21 protein-coding genes are annotated in these 19,987 nt (G+C 70.5%); 8 read left to right on the top strand and 13 right to left on the bottom strand.

The genetic code is table 11. The features are described from left to right. The 3 genes from AB5J73_RS12600 to AB5J73_RS12590 all read right to left on the bottom strand — a co-directional run bounded on the left by AB5J73_RS12600 (position 1) and on the right by AB5J73_RS12590 (position 3,142). A complete protein-coding gene (locus tag AB5J73_RS12600) occupies positions 1–654 on the bottom strand; it encodes a class I SAM-dependent methyltransferase (RefSeq protein ID WP_370969888.1) in 654 nt (217 codons plus the stop codon). A gap of 132 nt (positions 655–786) precedes the next feature. After that, a complete protein-coding gene (locus AB5J73_RS12595) occupies positions 787–1,419 on the bottom strand; it encodes a PadR family transcriptional regulator (RefSeq protein WP_370969887.1) in 633 nt (210 codons plus the stop codon). Positions 1,420–1,501: 82 nt separating this feature from the next. After that, entirely contained in the window at positions 1,502–3,142 is a 1,641-nt protein-coding gene (locus AB5J73_RS12590; protein ID WP_370969886.1) for a TM0106 family RecB-like putative nuclease, read from the bottom strand. A gap of 91 nt (positions 3,143–3,233) precedes the next feature. Here AB5J73_RS12590 and AB5J73_RS12585 point away from each other — a divergent pair, with 91 nt between their 5' ends. Continuing rightward, a complete protein-coding gene (locus tag AB5J73_RS12585) occupies positions 3,234–3,695 on the top strand; it encodes a DUF6474 family protein (protein ID WP_370969884.1) in 462 nt (153 codons plus the stop codon). A gap of 4 nt (positions 3,696–3,699) precedes the next feature. Here AB5J73_RS12585 and AB5J73_RS12580 read toward each other — a convergent pair whose 3' ends face one another. From AB5J73_RS12580 to AB5J73_RS12560, 5 genes are all read right to left on the bottom strand, one after another. Beyond that, positions 3,700–4,167 (bottom strand): hypothetical protein, encoded by a 468-nt coding sequence (locus AB5J73_RS12580; RefSeq protein ID WP_370969883.1) that lies wholly within the window; start codon positions 4,165–4,167, stop codon positions 3,700–3,702. 87 nt (positions 4,168–4,254) lie between these two features. Then, positions 4,255–5,223: a glycine betaine ABC transporter substrate-binding protein gene (locus tag AB5J73_RS12575; protein ID WP_370969881.1), complete on the bottom strand. Its 969-nt coding sequence runs from the start codon at positions 5,221–5,223 to the stop codon at positions 4,255–4,257. After that, positions 5,220–5,999, bottom strand: coding sequence for an ABC transporter permease (locus AB5J73_RS12570; protein WP_370969879.1), 780 nt, complete (start codon positions 5,997–5,999; stop codon positions 5,220–5,222). The genes AB5J73_RS12575 and AB5J73_RS12570 overlap by 4 nt, the downstream gene beginning before the upstream one ends. Continuing rightward, a complete protein-coding gene (locus tag AB5J73_RS12565; RefSeq protein ID WP_370969878.1) occupies positions 5,996–7,162 on the bottom strand; it encodes an ATP-binding cassette domain-containing protein in 1,167 nt (388 codons plus the stop codon). Before AB5J73_RS12565 ends, AB5J73_RS12570 begins: the two co-directional genes overlap by 4 nt. Next, positions 7,155–7,802: an ABC transporter permease gene (locus AB5J73_RS12560; RefSeq protein ID WP_125309535.1), complete on the bottom strand. Its 648-nt coding sequence runs from the start codon at positions 7,800–7,802 to the stop codon at positions 7,155–7,157. Before AB5J73_RS12560 ends, AB5J73_RS12565 begins: the two co-directional genes overlap by 8 nt. A gap of 304 nt (positions 7,803–8,106) precedes the next feature. Between AB5J73_RS12560 and AB5J73_RS12555 the strand changes: the two genes are divergently transcribed. The 4 genes from AB5J73_RS12555 (at position 8,107) to AB5J73_RS12540 (ending at position 11,015) form a co-directional block, all read left to right on the top strand. Then, positions 8,107–8,601, top strand: coding sequence for a hypothetical protein (locus tag AB5J73_RS12555; protein WP_370973113.1), 495 nt, complete (start codon positions 8,107–8,109; stop codon positions 8,599–8,601). Positions 8,602–8,673: 72 nt separating this feature from the next. Next, entirely contained in the window at positions 8,674–9,435 is a 762-nt protein-coding gene (locus tag AB5J73_RS12550; RefSeq protein ID WP_370969877.1) for a YcnI family protein, read from the top strand. Further along, a complete protein-coding gene (locus tag AB5J73_RS12545; protein ID WP_370969876.1) occupies positions 9,436–9,987 on the top strand; it encodes a copper resistance protein CopC in 552 nt (183 codons plus the stop codon). It begins immediately after the preceding gene. Next, positions 9,987–11,015 carry a copper resistance D family protein gene (locus tag AB5J73_RS12540; protein WP_370969874.1) on the top strand — a complete coding sequence of 343 codons (1,029 nt, stop codon included), beginning with the start codon at positions 9,987–9,989 and terminating at the stop codon, positions 11,013–11,015. The genes AB5J73_RS12545 and AB5J73_RS12540 overlap by 1 nt, the downstream gene beginning before the upstream one ends. A gap of 211 nt (positions 11,016–11,226) precedes the next feature. On the opposite strand, the gene AB5J73_RS12535 is transcribed toward AB5J73_RS12540, so the two are convergent. Together AB5J73_RS12535 and AB5J73_RS12530 are read right to left on the bottom strand one after the other, a co-directional pair. Next, entirely contained in the window at positions 11,227–12,114 is an 888-nt protein-coding gene (locus AB5J73_RS12535; protein ID WP_370969872.1) for a phosphotransferase family protein, read from the bottom strand. 31 nt (positions 12,115–12,145) lie between these two features. Beyond that, on the bottom strand, positions 12,146–13,531 hold the full coding sequence (locus tag AB5J73_RS12530; protein WP_370969871.1) for a tetratricopeptide repeat protein: 1,386 nt from the start codon (positions 13,529–13,531) through the stop codon (positions 12,146–12,148). 306 nt (positions 13,532–13,837) lie between these two features. Here AB5J73_RS12530 and AB5J73_RS12525 point away from each other — a divergent pair, with 306 nt between their 5' ends. Continuing rightward, a complete protein-coding gene (locus AB5J73_RS12525; protein ID WP_086860447.1) occupies positions 13,838–14,182 on the top strand; it encodes a hypothetical protein in 345 nt (114 codons plus the stop codon). Positions 14,183–14,194: 12 nt separating this feature from the next. Beyond that, complete coding sequence (locus AB5J73_RS12520; RefSeq protein ID WP_086860450.1) at positions 14,195–14,608, top strand: hypothetical protein; 414 nt, start codon at positions 14,195–14,197, stop codon at positions 14,606–14,608. A gap of 404 nt (positions 14,609–15,012) precedes the next feature. Here AB5J73_RS12520 and AB5J73_RS12515 read toward each other — a convergent pair whose 3' ends face one another. Next, entirely contained in the window at positions 15,013–16,272 is a 1,260-nt protein-coding gene (locus AB5J73_RS12515) for an MFS transporter (RefSeq protein WP_370969870.1), read from the bottom strand. Further along, on the bottom strand, positions 16,265–17,581 hold the full coding sequence (locus AB5J73_RS12510; protein ID WP_370969869.1) for a GH1 family beta-glucosidase: 1,317 nt from the start codon (positions 17,579–17,581) through the stop codon (positions 16,265–16,267). Before AB5J73_RS12510 ends, AB5J73_RS12515 begins: the two co-directional genes overlap by 8 nt. A gap of 130 nt (positions 17,582–17,711) precedes the next feature. Between AB5J73_RS12510 and AB5J73_RS12505 the strand changes: the two genes are divergently transcribed. Then, positions 17,712–18,359 (top strand): TetR/AcrR family transcriptional regulator, encoded by a 648-nt coding sequence (locus AB5J73_RS12505; RefSeq protein ID WP_155548365.1) that lies wholly within the window; start codon positions 17,712–17,714, stop codon positions 18,357–18,359. A 401-nt stretch (positions 18,360–18,760) separates the two neighbouring features. Here AB5J73_RS12505 and AB5J73_RS12500 read toward each other — a convergent pair whose 3' ends face one another. Further along, positions 18,761–19,945 carry an amino acid deaminase/aldolase gene (locus tag AB5J73_RS12500; RefSeq protein WP_370969868.1) on the bottom strand — a complete coding sequence of 395 codons (1,185 nt, stop codon included), beginning with the start codon at positions 19,943–19,945 and terminating at the stop codon, positions 18,761–18,763. Between the last annotated feature and the right edge of the window lie 42 nt (positions 19,946–19,987).

The following is a 19,987-nucleotide window of genomic DNA, read 5'->3' as shown; positions in this document are numbered from 1 at the left end:
TCAGCGGGTGAGGCGGACCTCCAGGCCGACGCCGTCCGCGGTGACCGAGCAGCCGCCGAAAGCGCTCTCCGCCGCCAGTTCCTCGAACTGCTCCCGCGTGAACGCCCGGCGTCGCAGCCAGCCGAGCGTCTGCCGGATCGTGAAGCCGCTGACCACGCCGACGTTCATCGACGCGACCTCACGGCCGATGTCCGCGCTGGTGGCTTCGTGGTTGAGGTCTTGGATCACCGCGCAGCCGCCCGGGCGCAGCACCCGGTGCATCTCGTCCAGCGCCGCCACCGGCCGCCGGAAGTTCTTGAACGCGGCCTGGCAGACGACGAAGTCGAACGCCTCGGCCGCGAACGGCGCGTGCGCGATGTCGCCCTGGCGGAAGTCGATGTCCAGGTCCGCGCTGTTTTCCCGGGCGATCTCGACCATCGTGTGGCTGATGTCGAGCCCGGTGACGCGGAAGCCGCGTTTCGCCACTTCGATGGCGAAGAAGCCCGGCCCGGGTGCCACCTCCAGGATCTCGGCCCCCTCTTCCAGCCCGGACGTGACCTCGGCGGCCTGCTTCCGGTACTGCCTGAGCTGGGCGTCCGTGCCGCGGTTCTTGGCGTACCAGCGCGCCTGGAAGCCCTCCATCTCGGGCACCCGGTGCTTGCGGGTCGTTTCCATGGATCTCTCCTCTTCGGTTGAGCCGAACCGAAGAGCCGCCCGGTTATCCTCTTCGTGCCACCTCGGGGCCGGGCGTGCTCGGTTCGGGGTCGAGGACCCCGGGCGGTGTGCCAGCACCACCCGGGGTCCGTGCTATTTCCCTGCCACGAACTCCCCCAGGTCAGCCGGGAGTTCGCCGGTCTCGTACCAGCGCCGCCACGCGTCCGTGCCGGGCACGGCGCCGCTGGTCAGTTCGTCGAGGAAGCCGCGCACCCAGCGCGCTTCGGCTTCCACCATCGCCAGGTCGTACTCGACTTCGACCAGGAACAGCCGCGGCATCTGCCCGCTCAGTTGCTCGAGAGAAGCCCGCAGGGCCGCCGCGCGTTCGGCGAGCCCGGTGAGCCGGAGCCGCAGCTGCCGCGCGGTCTGGTCCGGGCCGAGCACCCCCAGCATCGACAGCCCGGCCTTGAACCGCGGCGGCTCGCGGTCGACGGTGCCGACGAGCTCGCGGACCCAGTCCTCGAACTCCTCGTGCCCGGCCGGGGTGATCCGGTAGACGGTGCGCTCGGGCCGTCCCCCGTCCTTCACGCTCTCGACGGCCTCGATGAAGCCGTGCTTGTCCAGGTTCGCGACGACGGTGTAGAGCGAGCCCCACTTGATCGGCAGGTCGCCCTCCTTGCCGCGCTGCTTGAGCACGGCGGCCATCTCGTATGGGTGTTTGGGGCCGTCGACCAGCGCGGACAGCACGGCGAGCCCGAGCAGGTTGCCGACCTTCCGCCGCTTCATCCCGACTCCTCGTCTACGAGTATTCGTGGACGAGTATCCACGGGGACACGTCAGGGGGCAAGTGTCTTGGCGACTGAACCACTCAGAGGTCGAACATGTACGGGACTTCGGCCTGGGCGCGCGCACTGATCCACTCCCGCAGCGCCCGCGTCGCGAGGACGTCGTCTTCGTTGTAGCGCAGGAGCCGCTCGCGCTGCTCGTCGTCCGGCTGCTCGCCGTCCATGCCCACGGCGTCGCGGTACCAGCGCATCGACGCCTCGCCGCCCGCCTCGGGGTCGCGCCACGAGAACCCGGCCACCGGCGCGATCACCTTCAGGCCCTTGCCGTGGGAGCACAGGAACTGGTCGGTGACGCTGCGGAAGAGGTCGACCCACTCCTCGGAGTCCACAAAGGACTGGATGGTCTTCTTCGCGGGGACGCCGGGGTACTCGCCGAAGCGCTCGACGGACCCGAAGAGCCAGCGGTTCTCGGCGAGCGCGTTGTAGCAGTAGGCGCGGAAGGTCAGCCCCGCCGCTTCGGTGCGCAGGCGGACGTCGGTGAGCCAGGCCCAGAACTCGGCGAACGAGCGGGCTTCGTCGTCGGTCGGCAGCGGGTCCCACGTCGCGAAGGCGCGGTAGCCCTGCGGCACGCCGATGTCGGCGCCGGTCAGCAGGCAACCCCAGAGGTACGCGCCGGCGTCGCCGAAGCTCTCCATGTCGACGTCGACCTCGACGTCGCCGCGCGGCACGTCGACCGCCTCGACGCGGCGCACCAGCGTCAGGTCGGCCAGCCAGGCGCGGGCGAGCACGACCGCGTCCGGGAAGGTGACGCCCGTCCAGTTCACCGCGGGCGGCTCGCCTGCCGGGTCGAGCGCGGCCAGCTTGTCCACAGTGGACACGCCGGCGCGGCGCAGCTCCACCGCGTCCTCGCCGCGGACGACGAGGCTGACGTCCCGGCTCTCGGTGAGCACCACCTCGCACGTCGGCCACCACGGGCAGCGGCGGCACTCCAGCACGCGCGACGGCTCGGCCAGCGGCTCCTCGCCGTTCGCGGCCGCGGTGGCGATGGCGAGCCGGTCGGCGAACCGGACCTGGTACTCGGTCAGCGCGCTGCGGCCGCCGGGCCAGGTGCCCGCGGTGAGGTCGTGCCAGACGACGACGTCGGCGTCGAGGCCGATCACGCCGCCGGTGGTGAGGCCCTCGTCGGCCTGCCCGAGCGTCTGCAGCATGCGGCGGATGTGCACCAGCCGCAGCTGGTCGCGCGGCTGCGAGCGGACCTTGCGGGCGTCGTCGGCCTTGCGGTGCGCGGGCTCGAGGTCGGTCAGTTCGGTGACGATCGCGCCGGTGCCGCGGTCGGTGATGCGGTGGCGCACGACGAGCACCGGGACGTAGCCGCGGCCGGTGCGCACGAGCAGGTCGATGCCGCCGCGCCGGTGCCCGGCCGGGTCGACCGGCAGGAGCGCACCCCAGATGTAGGCGGCTTCGGCGGCGAAGGCCTGCTCAGTGCGTTCGACGCGCTCGTGGGCGGGCAGGTCGCGGTCGATCTTGACCCAGTGGCCGGGGTTCGCGGCCATCAGCCTGCTGACGATGTCCTCGCGGTGCGCGGTGGCGTCGGCGATCCGCTGCTGCGCCGTCGGGTCCGGCGGGGAAAGCGGTACCTCCCGCATCGCCGGGTCGTGCTCGAGGTGCACGCGGCGACGGCAGCGGCTGACCGCGCCCGCGTCGAGCACCACCTCACCTTGCATGGAGATCACTCTAGTTTCCCACCGCCGAGCCGACATGCCCGCCACCCTGGCTACCAGTAAGTTCGACCTCGACACGTCGCAGGGAGGTGCCATGGCGCGCAAGGCCAAGGTCGAGGGTGAAGCCAGGTTCACCCCCAAGAAGGCGAAGAACGCGGTCGCGGTGGCGAAGGTGCTCGGCCCCGTCGTGATCCCGGTGGTCGCGCCGTTCGCGGTGCGCGCGGCGGGCTCCGCCCGGGAGCTGTACGACCGGTACCAGGCACGCAAGCTCGGCGTCTCGGTCGACAAGCTGGGCGAGTACACCGGCCGCGGCGCGGCCCTGCACGCCCGCATCGCGGGCATCGCCGACGGCTGCCGGGAACTGCAGAAGTCCGAGAAGGCTTCGAACGCGGACCAGGAGTTCGCGAAGGACGCGCTGGGCACGCTGGAGCAGCTGTCGGCGTCGGTCCGCGCCGCGGAGCGGATGCCGGCGGCGCGGCGCAAGTCCGTGCACCGCGCGGTGGCCGGCGAGCTGGAGCGGCTGGAAGGCCAGCTGCTGCACCGCCTCGGGCTCTGACCCGTCAGCCAGAAGGCGTCGGCTCGGCGAGCTGCCGCTCGAACCAGTCCCGTACCAGGGTCAGGGTCGAGCCGACGTCTCGCCCGGCAAGGTACTCGAGGTAGTGGTCGCGGAGCCTGCGTTGTGCTTCGTCCCGCTCCTCGTCGCGAGCGGGCAGATACCCTTCAGCTGCCCAGCGAGTCCCACCGAAGGTGTTGAAGATCCCAACGCCGGATCTGAAGTCGAGTGGGAACCGCATTACGCCGAAAGCCGGAGTGATCTGAGCGAGCTGGTGGACCGATCGGTTGACCACGTACCGCGCGCCGGCGAGCGTGCCGGCTACGGCATCGCGAGCGGCGCCGTAGCCGGCACTGCGGCTTCCGCACCAGTCATCGAGACCACGAGCCCACACCAACGCTTCTATAGCCGTTCCATGCTTTCCCACGAGCGCGGCCACAGCGCGCTGGGCCGGTTCGAGATCGGAGTCCTTCACGGGTCGATCATGCCCGCTCCGCACGAGACCTGAAGGCCACCATCAGGGCGTTCAGTGCCCTGATGGTGGCCTACAGCGGCTTCGGGCCTACTTGATGAAGCCCTTCTTGACCATCCAGTCGTGGGCGACCTTGCCCGCGTCCTGGCCGTCGACGTCGACCTGCTTGCACAGCTCGACCATCTGCTCGTTGTCGATCGCCGCGCTCACCTTCTCCAACGGCCCGCGCAGCTCCGGGTGGGCCTTGATGAACTCGGTGCGCAGCGTGGCCACCGCGTTGTACTGCGGGAACGCCTTCTTGTCGTCCTCCAGCACCCGCAGGTTGAGCCCCGAGATTCGGCCGTCGGTGGTGAAGACCTCGCCGACCGGGCACGTGCCGCTCGCCACCGCCGAGTAGATCGTGCCGATGCCGAAGTTCTTCACCGTCGGGTTCTGGAAGCCGTACGCCTTGACCGCGGCCGGGAACCCGTCCTGACGGCTGGTGAACTCCGTCTCCAGGCAGAACACGGCCTGGTCCGGCTTCTGCTTGATGAACGCCGCCAGGTCCGACGTCGTCTTCAGGTTGTTCTGCGCGCCGTACGCCTCGGTGACGGCGAAGGCGTACTGGTCGTTGAGCGGCGAGTAGTTCAGCCACGTGACGCCGAACTTCTCTTCGTCCGCCTTGGCCGTCGCCTCGTACTGGGCCTTCTCGCCGCCGGGCACCGGGAGCTCGTTGCCCTGGTAGTTGATCCAGCCGGTGCCGGTGTACTCCCACGTGACGTCGGTCTGGCCGGACAGCAGCGCCTGCCGCGACGAGTTGGAGCCCTTGATGTCGGACAGGTCGACGACTTCCGCGCCCGCCGCGGTCAAGGCCATCTCGGCCATGTACGCCAGGATGATGTTCTCGGTGAAGTCCTTCGACCCCACCGTCACCTTCAGCCCCTGCAGCGAGGGGATCGGCTGGATCGTGCCCGGCTGGATGTCGTACGGCACCGCCTGGTTGACGGTCAGGCCGCACGCCGAGAGCGTCGCGCCGAGCACCGCCACCCCGAAGAGGGCTTTCAGTCGCCCGAGTTTCATCGCAGCCCCTTCGGTCCGAAGAACTGTTCGGCGACCGCGCCCAGCCAGTCCACCAGCAGCGCCAGCGCGACCGCCAGCACCGAACCGGTGACCAGCACCGACGTCAGGTTCAGCTTGTAGCCGGTGTCGATGAGCAGGCCGAACCCGCCGGCGTTGACGAACATGCCGAACGTCGCCGTGCCGACCGCCAGCACCAGCGACGTGCGCAGGCCGGCCAGGATCAGCGGGACGGCCAGCGGCAGCTCGACCCGCCAGAGCACCGCGGTCGCGGACATCCCGATGCCGCGGCCCGCGTCGATCAGCGCCGGGTCCACCTGCTGGATGCCGACCATCGTGTTCCGCAGCACCGGCAGCAGCGAGTAGAACGCCAGCGGCAGCGCGGCCACCCAGATCCCGCCGGTCGCGCCGGTGACGATGAACCACAGCACCAGCACGCCGAGCGCGGGCGCGGCCTGGCCGATGTTGGCGATCGCCAGGAAGATCGGGGCGAGGAAGCGCGCCCACGGCCGGGTCACGATCACCCCGAGCGGCACGGCGACCAGCACGACGATCGCGGTCACCACGAGCGTCATCAGCAGGTGGTCCCACAACGCCGTGAACAGGGTCGTCGCGTTGAGCGTTTCCTTCTCCGTCGCGTTCAGGCCGCTGGAGAACACCCAGATCAGCGTGACGGCGACGATCACCAGGACCGCGACGGGCTGGGCGAGCAGCCGGACGCGTTCCGCGCGCTTCGAACCGGACTCGGTGCTGAAACCGGTGTCGACGGCAGCCGTCATGCGGACACCTCTTCACCGTTCGTGTGCTCGTCCCGCAGCTGCTGGATGGTCGCGATCACGGTGTCGAGCTGGATGGTGCCCGCGTACTCGCCGCGCGCGCCGGTCACCGGCACCGAGCCGCCTTCGGCGAGCATCGCCTCGAGCGCGTCCTGCAGCGTCGACTGCAGGCTGACGATGTCGCGCAGCGGCTTGCCCGCGCTGGCCAGCGAGGCCCCCGGGGTCAGGTCGCGGACGTGCACCCAGCGCGTCGGGCGGCGACGGGCGTCCAGCACCAGCGCGAAGTGCTTGCGCTGGTCTTCGAGCTTCTTGCGGATGTCGGCCGGGTCGTCGGACACCGTCGCGGTCAGCGCGTCCTGCGCCAGCTCGACGTCGCGGACCCGCAGCAGCGTCAGCTGCTTCAGCGACGCGCCCGCGCCGACGAACCCGGCGACGGTGTCGTTCGCCGGGTTGGCCAGGATCGCCTCGGGGGTGTCGTACTGCATGATCGACGACTGGTTGCCGAGCACCGCGATCTTGTCGCCGAGCTTCACGGCCTCGTCGAAGTCGTGCGTGACGAACACGATCGTCTTCTTGAGCTCGTCCTGCAGCCGCAGCAGCTCGTCCTGCAGGTTGCCGCGGGTGATCGGGTCGACCGCGCCGAACGGCTCGTCCATCAGCAGCACCGGCGGGTCCGCGGCGAGCGCGCGCGCGACGCCGACGCGCTGCTGCTGCCCGCCGGAGAGCTGGCGCGGGAAGCGGTCGCGGAAGTCGGCCGGGTCGAGCCCGACCAGGTCCATCATCTCCTCGACCCGGTCGTTGACCTTCTTCTTGTCCCAGCCGAGCAGGCCGGGCACCACGCCGATGTTCTGCGCGACGGTGAAGTGCGGGAACAGCCCGGCCTGCTGGATCGCGTAGCCGATCCGGCGGCGCAGGGTGTCGACGTCGAGCTTGAGCGCGTCTTCGCCGCCGATGGTGATCTTGCCGGAGGTCGGCTGGACCAGGCGGTTGATCATCCGCATCGTCGTCGTCTTGCCGCAGCCGGACGGGCCGACGAAGACCACGATCTTGCCGGCGGGCACGACCATGGAGAAGTCGTCGACCGCGGCTTCGCGGGTGCCGGGGTACCGCTTCGTCACGTGCTCCAGCTCGATCTCGACCCCGGAGACTTCCTCGTTCTCAGCCACGGACACCCCTAGAGACGGTGAAACGCTTGATCAGGACGTAGACGCCGTCGAGGATCAGGGCGAGGATGACCACCCCGACCGTGCCCGTGACGGCTTGGTTCAGGGAGTTGGTGCTCCCCGCGTTCGTGAGCCCGGAAAAGACCTCGGCGCCGAAGCCGGGACCCTTCGCGTAGGCGGCGATCACCGCGATGCCCATCAGCATCTGCGTCGCCACCCGCATGCCGGTGAGGATGGCCGGCCACGCCAGCCGCAACTCGACCCGGGTGAGCACGCCGAAGCGGCTCATCCCGATCCCGCGCGCGGCGTCGGTGATGGCCGGGTCGACACCGTCGAGCCCGACGATGGTGTTCCGGACGATCGGCAGGAGGCCGTAGAGCACCAGCGCGATCACGGCCGTCGTCGGTCCGAGCCCGGAAAGCGGGATCAGCAGCCCCAGGAGGGCGAACGACGGGACCGTCAAGATCGTGCTCGCCAGCGCCGTGGCCACCGCCGAACCGATCGGGCTGCGGTAGACCGCGATCCCGATCAGCACGCCGAGGACCGCGGCGAGGATGGTGCACTGCACGACCATGCTGGTGTGCAGGTAGGCCTCCAGCCAGAGCTTGCTCGCCCGGTCGGAGATGTAGTCGAAGAGGTTCATCCGTGTCCGCTCTCCCGCCCTTCGCGCCGGACTTCACCCGAACGGGCTAGTTCCTGACCGACGGCTCAGTACCCAGGGCACAGCCGGTCCAAACCCCCGTCGTCGGCTACCGGTTCCGCCCACCGTGGCCCAAGCCGTGCTGATCGGCAAGAAATGGCCTGAACCACGGCGTGGCGTGGGACGTGAACTCGGTGTGTGCTCACTTCACGGGATCACACGCTCACCCCGGGGCAGGTCCCTTAGGCTGCTGCTCATGAGCGTTCCGGCACGACGACCCGTCGTGCTCGGCGCTACCCGGGGCGCGTTGCTCGCCGTGAGCGCGGCGGCGCTGTCCGTCACCGCGCACCGGCTCGCCGACGGCGGCCTGCCCGACCCGGCGATGACCCTGCTGCTCACCGGCCTGTTCGGCTGGACCGCGACCGCGCTCACCCGCAAGGCCCGCGGCCCGGTCGCCACGATCACCCTGCTCGGGGCCGCCCAGCTGGTGATGCACCTGCTGCTCACCACGCTCGCCGGGCACCACGACATGTACGCGATGCCGGACCGGACCGGGACCGGCATGATCGCCGCGCACGCGATCGCGACCCTGCTCACCGCGCTCCTGCTCGCCCGCGCGGACGCGACGCTGCTCACGGTGCTGGCCGTGCTGCGCGCGATCCTGCCGCGGCTGCTCACCCCGCTGCCGGTACCGGCCGCGGCTCCCGCCCCCGTCCCCGCCCGCGTGGGCGGCCCGGACCACCTCGTCGGCGTCGACCTGCGCCGGATCCGCGGGCGGCGCGGCCCGCCCACCCACTCCTGAACCCCAGCTCATCCCCGACACAGCGGACCCCCGAGTCCGCTGCCCCTTCTTGAGTTCATCAGGAGTGAACCCATGTCCCAGCACGTCTTCAAGCGCGCCGGTTTCCTCGCCGCCACCGTCGGTTTCGCCGGTTTCCTCGGCGCCGGCGTCGCGTCCGCGCACGTCACCGCCAACGTCTACGGCCCGCAGCCCACGAAGGGCGGCTACGCGGCGATCGTGTTCCGGGTGCCGAGCGAGGAGAAGGACCCCGTCAAGACCACGAAGGTCGTCGTCGACTTCAAGGCGGACTACGGCATCGGCTCGGTGCGGACGAAGCCGCTCCCCGGCTGGACCGCCGAGGTCACCAAGTCGAAGCTGCCGGCCCCGATCACCAAGGACAACGGCACGCAGGTCACCGAAGCCGTCACCGCGGTGACGTGGACCGCCCAGCCGGGCAGCGAGCTGAAGGCCACCGACTACCAGGAGTTCTCCGTCAGCTTCGGCCCGCTGCCCACCAACGTGGACCAGGTGGAGTTCCCGGCGCACCAGACCTACAGCGACGGCAAGGTCGTCGACTGGAACCAGCCGACCCCCGCGGGCGGCGAGGAGCCGGAGCACCCGGCCCCGGTCGTGAAGCTGGCCGCGAAGGCGGCCGAGGGTGACGACCACGCCGCGATGGGCGCGAACACGGCGTCCACCACCGGCGAGCAGACTGAAGCCGCGGCGTCGTCCGACAGCACGGCCCGCTGGCTCGGCGGTGCCGGCCTGCTGGTCGGTGCCGTCGGCCTCGGCGTCGGGGCCGGCGCGACCATCCGGGCGCGCAAGGCCACGGCCAAGTCGGGAGGCAACAGCTAAATGCGGAAGGCGCTCGTCGCGCTGGCGTTGACGGTGGTGGCCGTGCTCGGCACGGCCACCCCGGCGCTGGCGCACAACGTGCTGATCTCCTCGGACCCGGCGAACGGCTCGTCCGTCGCCGCCGGCCCGCAGAAGATCAGCCTGACGTTCGACCAGTACGTGCAGGGCGCGGACGTCAACCAGATCGCGGTGACCGGCCCCGGCGGCGGCCAGTGGGCCGAGGGACCGATCAGCGTGGTGAACAACGTCATCAGCGCGCCGCTGCGGCCGCTCGGCCCGGCGGGGAAGTACACCGTCGGCTACCGGGTGCTCTCCGCGGACGGCCACCCGGTGACCGGTGAGCTCACCTTCACCCTGACCGCGGCGGGCACCGGCACGCCGGCGACCGTCGACGCGGCCCGCTCGCCGGGCGGCTCGTCCTCGGCGTCGCCGCAGCAGTCGTCGTCCACCGGGGTGCCGATCTGGGTCTGGATCGCCGGCGCCGTCGTGCTGCTGGCCATCGGGCTGACCGTCGCCCTGCGCTCGGGCGGCAAAGTCGAAGAGAAGAACTGATGACGCAGGCCGAGACCACCACGAACGTCCGCTATTCGACGCTGCTGTGCGTCGTCACGGCGGGACTGCTCGGCGCCCTCATCGGCGTCGCGCTCACCGCCACCGCGCCGGTCCCCGGCGTGGTGCAGCCCGACGCGGTGGTCTCGGCCGGCATCCCGGTCGTGCGGGTCCTGCTCGACCTGGCCGCGGTCACGACCATCGGGCTCGCGCTGCTGTCCGTGCTCGTCGGCTACGACCGGCCGAAGCTCACCGAGCCGATCCTGCGGCTGGCCCGCCCGGCCGGCGTCGCGGCCGCGCTCGTCTGGGCCACGACCGCGGTCGTCGCGCTGATCCTGCAGACCGCGGAGTACAAGCCGGGCTCGTCGACGCTCTCGCCGTCGGACATCGGGCAGTACATCGTCGACGTCGGCGCCGGGAAGGCGCTCGTCATCGTCGCCGTGCTCGCGCTCGCCCACGCCGGGATCGGCGCGCTGGCACTGCGGTTCGGCGAGAAGGTGCCGGCGGAGGTGCGCGTCGGGCTCGGCCTGTTCGCGCTGCTGCCGCTGCCGGTCACCGGGCACGCGTCGAACTGGAACTACCACGACTACACGATGATCTCGATGGAGCTGCACGTCATGAGCGCCGTCGCCTGGACCGGCGGCCTCGGCGCGATGGCCGTGCTCCTCCTGGCGAACCGGACGCTGCTGGCGCACGCGCTGCCCCGGTTCTCGAAGCTCGCGACGCTCTGCCTGGTCATCTCCGCGGCGACCGGCCTGTTCAACGGTCTGGTCGAGATCTCGCTCAACCCGACCATCGGGTTCTGGGCGGCGATCTTCACGACGCCGTACGGGCAGCTGCTCATCCTGAAGACGGTGTGCACCGGCGTCATCGCGCTGCTGGGCGCGAACGTCCGCTGGCGGCTGATGCCGCAGATCGTCCGGCACCAGCGGACCGCGCTCGCCGCGTGGGCGACGCTGGAGCTGACCGTGATGGGGCTGGCCTTCGGGTTCGCCGTCGTGCTGACGCGGGCGCCGGTCGTCGCGTCTTGAAAGCCCTTCCCCGCAGGTGAGACCGCTGCGGAGTCACGGCGAGTAGCTGCAACTTGCGCATTGGGATGACGGGTAGACCATTGGGGGCGACCGGTCGGGCCGAACTTTCTACCCTGAGCGGACCGCATTTCCGAAGCGACGAACGGTCATTTGCAGTCGGCGAATGCACGTGCAGGTTGTGGTGCCGGTCACATCATGTGACAGTCCCGGCTCAGCGGTAACGCGTCCAGCGCACGTCCGTCCGGCCGCTGCGGAGGTCGGCCAACCGGCGGAACAGCTCGGGCCGCACCTGCGGCCGGCTGCGCAGGATCGGCAGCACGCTCGTCGTCAGCTTCAGCTCGCGGATGCCGCGGAGCACCGCGAACCCGGACCACGACGTCACGTCGAAGCCGTACGCCGCGGCGAACGTCCGGTAGTGCACCGGCGGGTCCCCGAACCGCTCGCGGCCGACGGCCAGCGGCGTCAGGTCCCACTCCGGCGGGCCGACGCACGACGAATCGAAGTCGCAGAGCACCGGGCCGTGCGGGCCGGGGATGACGTTGCCGGGGTACGCGTCGCCGTGGACCAGGCCCCTGGGCAGCGGGAACTCCAGCCCGGCCAGCCGGTCTTCGAGGTCGGCGCAGCGCTCGAGCAGGAACTCGCGGTCGGCGTCGCCGAGCTCTTCGGCGTCGGACACCCGGGCCCGCACCGCGGCGAACGGCGCCCACTCGGCGAGGCCGTCGGGCGCGGGCAGCGCGTGCACCTGGCGCAGCAGCCGGGCCAGGTCGGTCGCGGTCGCCGGCCGGCCGATGCTCGGCACCTGGTGCCACACGGTCACCAGGTGCCCGCCGACCGACAAGGGCTGCTCGACGTCGCCGAGGAGCCGGATCGCGGGGACGCCGTGGCGTTCGAAGTGCCGGGCGACGCGCACGACGGTCCCGACCCGGTGCCGCAGCTGCGTGGACCCGACGATCCGGATCACGAGCGGGGCCGTGACCAGCGCGTACACCGCGTTGTTCGTGAACCGCAGCAGCCGCGCGCCCGCCGGGTCGACCCCCAGCAGGGCGCACGTCTCCGCCAGCACGCCGCGCAGTTTCCCGGCTGTGAACCGGCCGGCCAAGACAGCCCCGGTGCCCCCGCCGCCCCCGGCGTTATGCGGCGTAGAAAGCGTGGAGGCGATCGGCGAGGTCACGCGCGTCGGCGTTGTTGCGGCGGCGCTCCGCCTCTTCCTGCAGCGGCCGCATCCGGTCCTTGACCCGCTCGGACTTGATGCCCTCGGCGCAGTCGATGGCCTTGCCGCCGACCTTGGCGCCGTGGTCGAGGTCGCCGTCCAGCAGGTGGTTGGTGGCCAGCGCGCTCAGCATGAACGTCTTGGACCGGGCCATTTCGTCGTCGTAGGAGTCGACGGCCCTGGTCAGCGCCGGGATCGCGTACTTGGTGTGCTCGGCGTTCTTCTGCGCGAGGACCGTGTGGACGGTGCCGACCATGGCGTAGACGTCGGTCTCGGTGAAGAACTTCACCCAGGACTCGGCCTCGGCCAGGTTGGCGCGCTCGAACTCGTCCTTGCTCCGGCCGAGCAGCTTCACCGCCTGCTCTTCGTTGCCCATCATCGCGTAGGCCCAGGCCTCGTTCGCGCACAGCACGGAAACCGCCAGCTCGGAACCGCTTTCCTGGGCGGCGATCTGGCCGAGCTGGAACAGCTTCAGCGCGTCGTTCGGGGCGTCCTGGTGCAGGTAGACGCGGCCCATGCGGTAGAGGACGTTGGCCACCAGCGGGTGGTTCTCGCCCTGCTTGGCCAGGTCCAGCGCGTTCGCGAAGTGCCCGCGGGCGGAGTCCATCAGGCCGGTGTCGAAGGAGGTCCAGCCGGCCAGCGAGTGAAGGTCGGCCAGTGCCACGTACAGGCGGTTCTTGACGATGTCGGTGCCGTGCGCCTCGAGCATCTGCTGCCCCCAGGACAGCTGCGCCACGACGGCGTCGCGGCAGAACCCGCCGCCGTACTGGTAGTCCAGCGCCCGGAGCGCGCGCGTCGCGGCCTCCACCTGGCGCACGTCGGTCATGCCGATCCGGCCCGGCGCCGGCGTGCGCGCCGGTCCCGCCGACCAGGTGCCCGATTCCGGACCGAACACCGCCGCACCCATCGTGACCTGGGCGGCGTGCGCGAGGAACCTCCGTCGCTTCACGGACTCGTCCTCCTCAGCCTGCTGGCCGTCGGCGGAGCCGACGACGCGTATCGCCGTGGCCTCGTCGTAGGCGAGGCCCATGTATCCACGTGGGACACCCAGGCCGTCGGCGATCCTCGTGAGGACGTCGTAGGCCATGACCTGGCGACCCTTGAGGATCTCCGACACCTCGGACTGGGACTGGCCGGTCATCGCGGCGATCTGGCGCTGCGAGACACCGTGCTTGCGCAAGAGGCGGTAGACACCGCTGATCTCGCGCGACGCGAGAGCAGCTCTCATCTCGGGCTGCTCCCACGCGTCAGCGGGAACTGCGTGGCTCTGCCGGGCGTCGGCACTGCCACCGTTACTGGCGTCCATCGCGCCCCCTCCACTGTCCGGTCGGGCGTCTGTGAAACAGCGTAGGCAAACCTGGTGAACCGTGTGAACTGCCGAACTGGCGCCCTGATCGGCCCGGGCGAAGTCCGTTGACCGCTTACCGTGGAACCGAGTCCGGTCACCGCTATGACGCCATTTCGACCTTCTATCGCAGCCGGTTGCACCTCACTGTAGTTGTCAGATCTCCGTCACCGCCCGGACACCGGCAGCGATCACGGAGAGCTACGAAAACCGCAGGGATGTTGCAGAAGGCATCTTCGAAGGACTTTCGACAGAGCGGAGAAGGGCGTGGAGTTCGTGGACTCGTTCGCAGGAGGACATGCCGGCACGGCCACCCGCGCCGTGCGGCCGGCGATCGCGACGGTCTCTCCCGTCTCCGCCGTCCGTCCCGTCACCCCGGCCGCCGCGGTGGACCCCCGCACCGCGAGCGTCCGCCACTACGAGGGCGGTCAGCTCGTGTGGCGGGTGCAGTGCGGCGACCTGATCAGCCGGGAACGCGCGGTGACGGTGTTCGTCGAAGACAACCAGGTGGTACTGGTCTCGCCCCCCGGCGAGACCGCGCGGCTGACGTCCGGCCAGCTCGGCCAGCTGCGCGCCGCGCTCAACGAAGCCGCCAAGATGGCGGAAAGGTAACGGTGAGCTGACATGGATCAGGTACTCGGGCAGGTCCTCCGCAACGCGGTTTGGGAACGCCTCGACATGCTGACCGACCTGGCGAACCGCGCCGACGCCCAGTCGCTCGTCTCGGTGGCGCGCAGCGAACTGCCCCGGTTGACGGAGGCGTGGCGCGCGATGCTGAAGATGCACGAGCCCGACGAGCGCGGCGACTGCCCGACCTGCTCGACCCGGTGGCACCGCTGCAAGGCGCCGTGCTCGGTCTGGCAGGTCGCGCACGAACACTTGGTAGCCGGCGGACTGGCCCCGCAGCAGCAGGCCCCGTCGGACCGCCGCCTCCAGGGCCGCCGCAAGAGCCCGGTCCCGGTCCACCCGGCCCCCACCGCGGCCGAGACCACCGGTCGCCACGCGCTCGTGAACCCGCGCCGAGCGGTCACCGCCTGAGCCACCCGGGCCGTCGCCACGTGAAACCGACGTGAAGAGACGGCACTTTCATAGGGAAAGTGCCACTCCGGCGGCCCACCTCGATCCGGCGAGCGCGGCCGGCCGATCGCCCCATCGGACCCGTGCCGGCACTCGCCCGGCCGAGGGCTGTTTCGCCCGCACCCCCGAGCAGTGCGAACCAGCCCTCGGCCATCATCCCGGTCCCCACCGCGATTAATCGAAAAAATTACGCGTTAGCCCTAGCCGGGGCGGTAATCCCCCGCTAGATTGATCATCAAGCTGCGGTATGGACCACTGGTTCGACCGCGGCGATCCGCCCGCTCGGGCGGTCCCTGAATTCCGCGGGCCGGTGCCGTTGCACTCCCCTCCCCCGACCGGCACCGGCCCGCGGTTCCAAACTTCTCTCAGCGAACCGCCTTCACGCGCAGCACGAGCACCGCGGCCAGCAGCGTCGCGACTGCCGAAGCCGCGAACAGGCCCGGGTAGCCGCCCAGGTAGGACAGCACCAGCGGCGTCACCAGCGGAGCCACCACCTGCGGCAGCGAGTTCGCGATGTTGATGACGCCCAGGTCCTTCGCGCGGTCCTGCGCCGTCGGCAGCACCTGCGTCAGCATCGCCAGCGCGACCGCCATGTACGCGCCGAACCCGACGCCCAGCAGCGGGGACGCGGCGAGCGCCACCGGCCAGCTCTGCCACAGCACCAGCAGCAAAGCGGCCAACGCCATCACGCCGGAGGCCGCCAGGACGTACGGCTTGCGCCGTCCGGACCTGTCGGAGAAGTGGCCGGCGAGCACCGCGCCGAACACGAGCGCGACACCGTAGAGCGCCATCATGATGAGCAGCCCGGTGTCCGGGTCCGGGTAGTGCACCGCGTCCTTGAGGAAGAACAGCAGGTAGAGCGTCCCGAACGCGTTGCCGAGGTTGATCATGAAGTGGCACGACCACGCCCACGCGAAGTCCGGGTGCCGCCGCGGCGAGACCCAGAGGTTGCGGAGGACCTCACCGGCGTCGGACGACGGCCGGAACTCGACCGGCAGGCGCGCGTCCGGCGTCCGGAGCACGAAGAACGCGGCCCCCACCAGGACGATCCCCGCGCAGGCCGCGTAGGCCAGCGGCAGCCCGGCGATGCCGAGCATGACGACGACCACGACCGCGCCCAGCACGGTGCCCAGCATCTGCGCGATGCCGACGAGCCCGCCGACCTGCGCGCGCTGGCCGACCGGGACGCGGTCGGCGATGGCGGACATCAGGGTGGCGAGCATGCCGTTGAGCCCGGCCTGCACCAGGCACCAGCCGGTGATCATCAGGGCGACGTCGGGCGCGAACGCCAGCACCAGCAGCCCGACGGCCGCGACCGCCGCCCCGATCACCGTCCACGGGTGGCGGCGGCCGAACCGCGAGCACGTCCGGTCCGACAGCAGCCCGACCGCCGGGTTGACGACCAGCGCGACGATCGCGCCGACGCCCATCACCAGGCCGAGCACGAACTCCTTGTTCACCTGGTCGAGCAGCTCGGCCTGCTGCGGCAGCAGCACCTGGATCGGCGCGTAGATCCCCAGCCAGAGCGCGATGTTCGCGAAGAACAGCAGGCTCATCCAGCCGGGCCGCACCCGCACGACGGGTTCGGCGAGCGCCTCCGGGACGGCTCGGGTCGTTTCACTCATGGCGCACCAGCTTCCGGTACCAGTGGAACGAGTCCTTCGGCGTCCGCCGCAGGGTCTCGTAGTCGACGTGCACCAGGCCGAAGCGCGGCGCGTAACCCTTGGACCACTCGAAATTGTCCAGCAGGGACCAGCAGAAGTAGCCGCGGACGTCGACGCCGGCGTCCATCGCCTCGCGCAGCGCAACCAGGTGGCTGTGCAGGAAGTCGATCCGCTCGGGGTCGTGCACGCCCCCGTCTTCGGCGACCTCGTCCGCGAAACTGCAGCCGTTTTCGGTGATGTGGATCGGCGGCAGCTTGTCGCGGTAGCGGGCGTGGAAGCCGAGCAGCAGCTCGCGCAACGCGTGCGGGACGATCGGCGAGTCGTTCGTCGTCATCGGGTAGCCCTCGATCGGGCGAAGGTCGAACGGCAGCGGGTTCCCCGGGCTGGGCTTCGCGACCCCCTGCGGCTCGTAGTAGTTGACGCCGTAGAAGTCGAGCGGCTGCGCGATCGTCGGCAGGTCGTCGGCAAACCCGGCGGGCAGGTGCGCGTGGAGCTGCTCGGGGTAGCTGCCGAGCAGCACGGGATCGGCGTAGAGCCGGTTGATGAGCGCGTCGAGCCACTCGGCGGCGTCGCGGTCACCGTCGTCGCCGGGCCAGATCGGCGAGTGGTTGTTGGCGGTGCCGATGTTCGTCGCCCCGGCCGCGCGCAGGGCTTGGACGGCGAGGCCGTGGGCGAGGTTCTGGTGGTGCGCGGTCGGAATGGCGTCGAGGAGGAGGGTCTGCCCGGGCGCGTACTCCCCGATCGCGTAGCCGTAGATCGACATGACCATGGGCTCGTTGAGCGGAATCCACAGCTTCACCCGATCGGCGAAGCGCTCTCCGAGGATGCGGGCGTACTCGGCGAAGCGCTCAGCGGTGTCCCGGGAGAGCCAGCCGCCGTCGTCTTCGACCGCCTGCGGGGTGTCCCAGTGGTAGAGCGTGACGGCGGGAGCGATGCCCGCCTCGCACAAGGCGTCGAGCAGCTTGTCGTAGAAGCCGAGGCCTTCGGGGTTGGGCGCGCCCTTGCCGTCGGGCTGGATGCGGGGCCAGGCGATGGACATCCGGTACGCGCCGACCCCGAGTTCCGCCATCAGCGCGATGTCTTCGGGGTAGCGGTGGTAGTGGTCGGCGGCTACGTTGGCGGTCTCATCGCGGGCGATCTTGCCCTCGGTCGCGGTGAACGTGTCCCAGATGGACGGTCCGCGCCCACCTTCGCTGGTGGCGCCCTCGATCTGGAACGCCGAGGTCGAAACGCCCCAGAGGAAGTCGGGCGGGAAGTTCGGGTTCTGCACCGGCTGCTGACCCCTTCGTCAGGACACCCGTACGGGTGAACATGAAAAGTTCTCATATACTAGGTCTTCACTCGTCCGTGGGGAACCCCGTCGGCACGATAAAGTCCCAGATCAGACGAGGAGGAGCGCCGTGTCCGACATCCAGGCCGCGAAGGTGCCGGCAGAAGCCACCCCTTTGCGCCGGCAGCCGGTTCAGCAACGCAGCGCCAAGCGCGTCGAGCAGATGCTCGACGCGAGCGCGGCGTTGATCGACGAGCTCGGTTACGACGCGCTGACGACCACCCTGATCGCCAAGCGCGCCGGGGTCGCCGTGGGGTCGCTGTACCAGTTCTTCCCCGACAAGCGCGCGGTGGTGCAAGCGCTCACCGCCCGGAACCTGGAACGGTTCGTGGGCGCGGTGAACGAGCGCCTCAAGCAGCTCGGCCCCGAACACTGGTGGGACGTCGTCGACTCGATCCTCGACATCTACCTCGAGATGCACCGCTCGGTCCCGGGCTTCTCGAAGGTCCACTTCGGCGACATCATCGACCGCCAGCTCCTGGACGAGACCCGTGACAACAACGCGGTGATCGTGGATTCGCTGACGGACCTGGTGTCCACGCAGGTGGACCGGCCGGTCGAGGACCTGCGGTTCGCGATCGGCATCGCCAACGAGGTGGCCGACGCGCTGCTGAAGCTGGCCTTCCGGAAGGAACCGAGCGGGGACGAGAAGATCGTCGCGGAGGCCAAGTACGTGGTGAAGGGGTACCTGGCGGCCCGGTTCGGGGAACAGTCGTAGTTGTCCACAGAAGTTGTCCACAGGTATGCACGGCTGTGGACAACCCCGTGGTTCGGGCCCGGGTCGTCGGTGGGCGCCGATAGACTGGAAGCGGGGGTTCCCCCAGGGAAGGGCGGGGCGCGCGCGGGGGCCGGTTGTCAGGCGCAAGGGCCTCGACCGGACCGCATTGTCTCCGCGCCGACGCCGTGAACGATCCGGCCGCCCGCACGTCATGAAGGGGTCGTTCACCTCACCAGACGTCATGAACGACCCTTTCATGACATCGCCGCGCCGCCGGACAGACCGCGCGGCCACGACACATCCGGGCTGATTCGGGCGGGAACTCACCCGTCCGGGGTTGGGACAACACGGCGACCGCGGCGGCGAGGCCGGTGTTCTGCCGCGCGGACGCGGTACCGGCGTCAGCCGAAGTTCTGGTGCTCGCCCCGGTACGTCGGGACGGTGCGCTCGACCCGGTCGCCCTGCACCAGGTGGTAGTGCGTGAAGCGCTCGGCCAGCTCGCCCGCCTTCGCGTGGCGCAGCCACACCCGGTCGCCGAGCTTCAGGGTGCGGGCCGCTCGGCCCGTGACCGGGGTCTGGACCTCGCCCGCGCCTTCGAAGCCGAGCAGCTTCAGGCCCGTCGGCAGGTACGGCTGCGGGACTCGCGAAGCGCCTGTCGGCCCGGAAGCGATGTAGCCGCCGGAAAAGAGGGTGGCGATGGTGCGGGTCGGGCGGCGGACGACCGGGAGGGCGAACAGCGCGGCCGGGCGGGGTGTGAACTTCGTGTAGCCGTCGAAGAGCGTCGGGCCGATCAGGCCCGAGCCGGCCGCGATCTCCGTGACGACCGCGTCCGCGCCCGTCGACTCGATGCTGCCGGTGCCGCCGCCGTTGACGAACTCCAGCGCGGTCACGGCCTGGACCGCTCGGACCGCTTCGCCGCGGCGGCGGTTCAGCTCGGCCGCCGAGCGGCGTTGCATCCAGCCGATCACCGCCCGGTTGAGGCGGGCGCCCGCCGCGTCGCCGAGGCCGGCGATCTGGCCTTCGTACGCCATCACGCCCACCAGGCGGAAGCCCGGGCGGGCGAGGATCCGGCGGGCCAGCGCCGACGCCTGCTTCGGGGTGAACACCGGCGAGCGGCGCGTGCCGACGTGGACGCCCGGCAGCGGGCGCCAGGACGCGTCCAGTTCCAGGCAGACGCGGATTTCCGGGTGGCCGTGGCCGAGGGCCGCGTCCACCAGGTCCAGGTGCTCGGGCGAGTCGACCATGATCGCGATCGCCGCGCGGGCTTCGTCGGAGGCGGCCAGGCGGCGGAGGGCTTCGTGGTCGGCCGTCGGGTAGGCGACGACGATGTCATCGGTCGTGCCCTGCTCGACGTGCCAGACGGCTTCGGCGAGCGAGTAGCACATCAGGCCTTCGAAGCCCGGCATCGCGAGCACGCGCTCCAGCAGCGCCCGGCAGCGGACCGACTTGCTGACCACGCGGATCGGCTTGCCCGCCGCGCGGCGGCGGAGGTCGTCGGCGTTCGCGTCGAAGGCCGCCAAGTCGACGACGGCCAAGGGCGGATCGAGGTCCTTGGTCGCCAAGTCGTACACCGTCGCACTGGTCACGAGGTCTAAAGTACGACACGAAGGCTTGAAACGCGAATACTA

The organism is Amycolatopsis sp. cg9 (assembly GCF_041346945.1).
Lineage (GTDB): Bacteria > Actinomycetota > Actinomycetes > Mycobacteriales > Pseudonocardiaceae > Amycolatopsis.
Note: the sequence above shows the minus strand (reverse complement) of the source record. Positions and strands in the feature narration are given on the sequence as shown.

What these genes read in the sequence shown, in the direction of transcription:
- AB5J73_RS12545 (WP_370969876.1), top strand. Translation starts at nt 9,436, where the DNA reads ATGCGGAAGGCGCTCGTCGCGCTGGCGTTGACGGTGGTGGCCGTGCTC.
- AB5J73_RS12600 (WP_370969888.1), bottom strand. Translation starts at nt 654, where the DNA reads ATGGAAACGACCCGCAAGCACCGGGTGCCCGAGATGGAGGGCTTCCAG.
- AB5J73_RS12530 (WP_370969871.1), bottom strand. Translation starts at nt 13,531, where the DNA reads ATGGACGCCAGTAACGGTGGCAGTGCCGACGCCCGGCAGAGCCACGCA.
- AB5J73_RS12585 (WP_370969884.1), top strand. Translation starts at nt 3,234, where the DNA reads ATGGCGCGCAAGGCCAAGGTCGAGGGTGAAGCCAGGTTCACCCCCAAG.
- AB5J73_RS12550 (WP_370969877.1), top strand. Translation starts at nt 8,674, where the DNA reads ATGTCCCAGCACGTCTTCAAGCGCGCCGGTTTCCTCGCCGCCACCGTC.
- AB5J73_RS12570 (WP_370969879.1), bottom strand. Translation starts at nt 5,999, where the DNA reads ATGACGGCTGCCGTCGACACCGGTTTCAGCACCGAGTCCGGTTCGAAG.
- AB5J73_RS12575 (WP_370969881.1), bottom strand. Translation starts at nt 5,223, where the DNA reads ATGAAACTCGGGCGACTGAAAGCCCTCTTCGGGGTGGCGGTGCTCGGC.
- AB5J73_RS12515 (WP_370969870.1), bottom strand. Translation starts at nt 16,272, where the DNA reads ATGAGTGAAACGACCCGAGCCGTCCCGGAGGCGCTCGCCGAACCCGTC.
- AB5J73_RS12520 (WP_086860450.1), top strand. Translation starts at nt 14,195, where the DNA reads ATGGATCAGGTACTCGGGCAGGTCCTCCGCAACGCGGTTTGGGAACGC.
- AB5J73_RS12595 (WP_370969887.1), bottom strand. Translation starts at nt 1,419, where the DNA reads ATGAAGCGGCGGAAGGTCGGCAACCTGCTCGGGCTCGCCGTGCTGTCC.
- AB5J73_RS12560 (WP_125309535.1), bottom strand. Translation starts at nt 7,802, where the DNA reads ATGAACCTCTTCGACTACATCTCCGACCGGGCGAGCAAGCTCTGGCTG.
- AB5J73_RS12590 (WP_370969886.1), bottom strand. Translation starts at nt 3,142, where the DNA reads ATGCAAGGTGAGGTGGTGCTCGACGCGGGCGCGGTCAGCCGCTGCCGT.
- AB5J73_RS12540 (WP_370969874.1), top strand. Translation starts at nt 9,987, where the DNA reads ATGACGCAGGCCGAGACCACCACGAACGTCCGCTATTCGACGCTGCTG.